The 4064-nt window shown below is 60.9% G+C and carries 2 protein-coding genes; both read right to left on the bottom strand.

Translation table 11 applies throughout. The annotated features are described in order from the left end of the window. Nucleotides 1-95: 95 nt before the first annotated feature. Complete coding sequence (locus SOM26_RS17575) at nt 96-2063, bottom strand: putative bifunctional diguanylate cyclase/phosphodiesterase (protein ID WP_320454004.1); 1968 nt, start codon at nt 2061-2063, stop codon at nt 96-98. 783 nt (nt 2064-2846) lie between these two features. After that, nucleotides 2847-3929 (bottom strand): serine hydrolase domain-containing protein, encoded by a 1083-nt coding sequence (locus SOM26_RS17570; RefSeq protein WP_320454003.1) that lies wholly within the window; start codon nt 3927-3929, stop codon nt 2847-2849. Between the last annotated feature and the right edge of the window lie 135 nt (nt 3930-4064).

Here is a 4064-nt window from a genome sequence, read left to right as displayed (position 1 = left end):
CTCATCCGACAAACCGATCCGCTCGCCCAAGCCTGCCCCCAAATGGCAGCCTTGAATCAGTGGCGAGGCACGCCGTCAAGCTTTGTCCACGATGCCTAACGATGATCGGCAGGTCGGACCTCGCGGGTGCGAAGATAATCCAGCAAGTCAGATTCAGGTACCGGCCGGGCCAGGTGATAACCTTGGAAGAGATGCCCGCCCAATCTCTGTATCATCATATAGTCCTCGCGCGTCTCGATCCCTTCGACCACGACTTCGAGATCGAACTTGCGGCCATAATCGATGATGGCGCTGACCAAGTGCTGGTCCTCGGGCGACCGTGTAATGTTGGATACGAAGCTTCGATCGATTTTGATGCGATCGACGCGGCGATGGCGTAGTGCTTCAAGCGATGAATAGCCTACGCCGAAATCATCCAGGCTGATCGTCACGCCGGCCTTGGAGAGCGATTGTATCTTGTGCTGTACGGCCTTGACCTCGAAGGCGGTTTCTTCGGTGATTTCGACGTCCAGCAAGGGCGGCGCAAGGCCGAGCGCTTCGAAATGGTCGAGGATGATGGTATCGACCGACAGTTGCGCCATCTCCCGCGGGGATATGTTGATCGCGACCTTAATCTCCTTAAGGTTGGCTTGGTCCAGGGCTTCCAGGAGTTGACTGGCCCGGTGCAGCACGAAGCGGAGAAGGGGTTCGGCGTGCCCGTTGATCGCGGCGAGGCGGACAACGTTTTCCGGGGAGATCCAGCCATGCTGCGGATGCCTCCAGCGCAGCAGGGCCTCGACCGTATTCGGCAAGGTTTGACCAAGCGCGAAGATGGGCTGGAACCAGACATCGAGGGATCCGTTTTCGAGATGACGCGGAAGGTCGCGTTCGAGGTCGCGGCGCATCTCCAGCCGCTCGCGCAGATCATTGTCGAAGACGTGATAGCGGTTGCGGCCTCCATTCTTGGCGGCGTAAAGGGCCTCGTCGGCACAGGCCAGGATGTCGGTCAGGTCCGCCCGAAGGCCCATGACGATCCCGATGCTGGCCCCCAGCGCGCCCGTATCGACGCCGTCCATATGGATCGACATGGCACTGATGACGGCCTGTGCGAGGTCGGTCGCCTCTTGAAATGCCATGACGGGTAAGAAGATAGCGAATTCGTCCCCGCCCATGCGAGCGAGAAGGCCTTCGCCACTGGCCTGAGCCTGAAGGCGCCTCGCCGCCTCTATCAGCACCTGGTCGCCCTTGCGGTGGCCATAGACGTCGTTGACGGCCTTGAAGCCGTCAAGGTCGATGAACATCAGGCAATAGGCATCCCGCCCGCCCTTCATATGCTCTTCGACTTCGGTGATAAAACCCGGTCGGTTCAGCAAGCCCGTCAGGTCGTCATGCGTTGCTCGATACCGCATGATGTCGATGATCTGCAGCGAATGATCGTGCGCCGCGGAAAGAGCGGCCGCGTTCGTCGTGGCCTCGTTCTTGGCGCGGCTAAGCGTTTTGAATGTTTTTTCGGCGCGAATGGAGCTACGGGAGAGCGCGGCCATATAAACGATCGTGGTGAAGGCGATGCAGGTCCGCTCGAACCCTCCTGCCGCCAACAAGCAAATGACGACGGATGCCAGAGCCGGCAGGATAAAGCACAGGGGCGTGCGGGCGTCCGGCGTGCCATGGGTGACGGCACCTGCGGTGACGCCGCATACGACCGTCAGGTAGAAGAGCGTCTGCGGCGCAGTATAGCCGGCACACAGGATTGAAACCCCGGCCCACACTATTCCCGAAAGCAGGGCCCCGGCCCAGATCAGATATCGCTGCACGGCGATCGATCGCAGCGGCGACCGCTGGCAGGATGCATGTCCTATGTCCGGCGCCGGCAGATAGCAAACATACAGGCGCACGAGGTTCACTGTGAGCGAGACGACGAACCAGACGATGCCGTAGAGCGCGAGGTCGCTCCTGATCGCAACCAGAAGGTTGATCACGCCGAGCATCATATTGACAGGTATGGCGACCCGGACGCAGCTCTTGATCTCGGCAATCTGGTCCAGAACGATCTGCGCGGACAGCTGGTACGGGATTTCCGCCACGGGGCGATCAAATTGTGTGCGGTGGGAGGAGGGCATGGGCAATCACCGTGACGAACTCAGAACAAGTTTTTCATTTCGCATGCGTAAGGTATATGTTGTGCTAATGGGCGCCGTAACTAAAAGAGATATTCTGGGCTGCTGCCCGTCTGATAGACGCCGGGATACGCTTCTTGAGGCTATCCTAGCCAGCGCTCGAATGCGATAGGGCTGAAATAGCTCAGGGTCGCGTGCCTGCGGGTCGGATTGTAGAAGCGCTCGATATAGCGGCGCATGGGCGAAGCGCCGACATGTTGGCCGCGACCACTGACTTTTCACCATGATCCTTGGGCGGCCCATGCTGGCGCCGTCTGGCGCGCAATCCCTGCTGGTGCATCAGCCGCTCGATGCGATACGGGTCGCAATTCAAAGCGTCAGCGAGCACGTCAGCCGAACGTAATCTCTGCAGTCAGCAGGAATGAGCGCGGCGGTAGATAGTTGAGCTGGTCAAGCTGGCAATAGGCCGACTGGTTTTGGTGCCGTTGATCGTTGTGGACCGAAAGCCCGTACAGCTGGTCGCGATCTGCGTCACCGTGCAGCTGTTCAAGCCGTTGTTGACGGTGACGCCCAGCTTCAACCCGCCCTGAACCTACTGGCTGGTCGCGAACTGGCCGATGCCGGAGGCGTCAAGCACCTTGCCATAGAGCGCGCCGATCTCAGTCGTCAGCGGATTGACCGCAGACGGCACGGGCGTTGGGGGGAAGGGGCACAGCAACGGCGACGGCGGTCGACATGATTTTAATCCTGTCAGTTCATCTGGCCACGAAGGAAGGCGATCAGCTTCGGATCGCTGCCGGTGCGTTCGAGGATAGGCAGGATTACCCGCCATCCGTTGTCGCTGTTCGTCAGGATAACGATGCCGTCACCACTCGCACGGTTGATCGCCGCGAAGGTGAATGCCCCCGCATCCTTGCCGGTGTGAAGCATCGTCGTGCCATTGGCGAAGCCGAGGAGTTGCCAGCCGAGTCCAAAGCCGGTCCAGGGCGGACAGCTGGCCGCTTTCGTGCCGGCACAGATCGCGGGCGTCAGGTCGGCCTGAGACTTGCTGCACTCCGCGGCGACGTACGCGACCAAGCCCCGATCGGTGCGGGTATAGATGAGGAAGCGCGCATAATCGCGCGCCGTCGCGTGGGCTAGATCGGCAGCATTGTAGCCCGTCACCGGCTCGACCGGCAGCGGCTTGCCGGCGTCGTCATAGGGCGCGGCGATCGGCACCGCTTCTCCCTGCGCCGTCACATAGCCAGATGCGCCCATATGGGCTGGAGCGAACAGCCAACGCCCGGCAAGTGTCTCGAACGACTGCCCGGTGCGACGCTCGGCATAGCGCGCGGCATACTGATACCCCTCGCCCGAATAGCCGGTGGTGCCAGGATCATGATCGAACGCCAGCCCCTTTGTGTCGCGCCAATTCGGCAACCCGGTGCGATGGCTCAGCGCCATACGAACCGTCAGCTCCATACGCCGGGGATCGCGCGCCAGATCGGGGTCGCTCCAGTAGCGATCCATTGGCTCATCAAGCGAGAGCTTGCCGGCCGACACCAGTTGCAGGATAACCTCCGCAGTGAGCGGCTTGGTCAGCGAAGCGAGATTGTAGGGCGTGGCGACGGTCGCCGCCCGGTTCGGCCCCGCCATACCCCACGCCCCAGTCGAGACGATCCGTCCGTTGCGAATGACGGCGATTGAAGCACTCTCCACGTGCTGTTCGCGAAGGGCTGTAGTCATATCCGGCAGAGTGGCTTCGGCTTTGGCGTGCGCGATTGGGGCGCAAGTCAGGAGCGCGATCAAGCTGCCTTGGACCGTCCGTTTCAAAACACCGGCTGTATTGATCATATAATACAGGTAGCGACGTATATGTTCAGTCGCAACCTAGGCATCGTGGACAAAGGGCAGCCAGAGCAGGACTGATGCGAGGCTGACGAAGCCGATGTAGGACTCGGCGGTTTTGTCGTATCGGGTTGCGACCCG

The sequence above is a fragment of the Sphingomonas sp. CFBP8993 genome (assembly GCF_034044895.1).
In the GTDB taxonomy this organism is placed as follows: Bacteria; Pseudomonadota; Alphaproteobacteria; order Sphingomonadales; family Sphingomonadaceae; genus Sphingomonas.
This window is presented reverse-complemented; position numbering and strand designations above follow the sequence as displayed.